This is a genomic window from Actinomadura formosensis NBRC 14204, from assembly GCF_001552155.1.
GTDB classification, from domain to species: domain Bacteria; phylum Actinomycetota; class Actinomycetes; order Streptosporangiales; family Streptosporangiaceae; genus Spirillospora; species Spirillospora formosensis.
On the sequence record NZ_BCQQ01000335.1, the window covers coordinates 1 to 525 of the forward strand.

1 rRNA gene is annotated in these 525 nt (G+C 59.2%); it reads left to right on the top strand.

Annotated elements, in window-relative coordinates:
* Nucleotides 1–225: 225 nt before the first annotated feature.
* Nucleotides 226–525: ribosomal RNA gene (locus tag AF1_RS32810) — 16S ribosomal RNA — on the top strand; the annotation flags it as partial.

Genomic DNA, 525 nt, shown 5'->3' on the forward strand with positions numbered 1-525 from the left:
GGCGCGGTGGGTGTCCGTTTCTTGAGAACTCAACAGCGTGTTAAAAGCCAGTGCCTTTATCGGCTCGGCCTTTTTGGCCGGGTCGCCCCGTGGCCATCCTCCATTTGTGGGGGTGGTGGGGATTTCTTTGAGGCAATACACGGCCCCCTTGGGGGGTTGTGTGTGCTGGGATTTTCTTCAAGGTTTGGCCGGCCGGGGTTTGTTCCCTGGTGTGGTCGTTGGACCTTAATGGAGAGTTTGATCCTGGCTCAGGACGAACGCTGGCGGCGTGCTTAACACATGCAAGTCGAGCGGAAAGGCCCCTTCGGGGGTACTCGAGCGGCGAACGGGTGAGTAACACGTGAGCAACCTGCCCCTGACTCTGGGATAAGCCCGGGAAACTGGGTCTAATACCGGATATGACCACTCCGGGCATCTGGTGGTGGTGGAAAGTTTTTCGGTTGGGGATGGGCTCGCGGCCTATCAGCTTGTTGGTGGGGTGATGGCCTACCAAGGCGACGACGGGTAACCGGCCTGAGAGGGCGA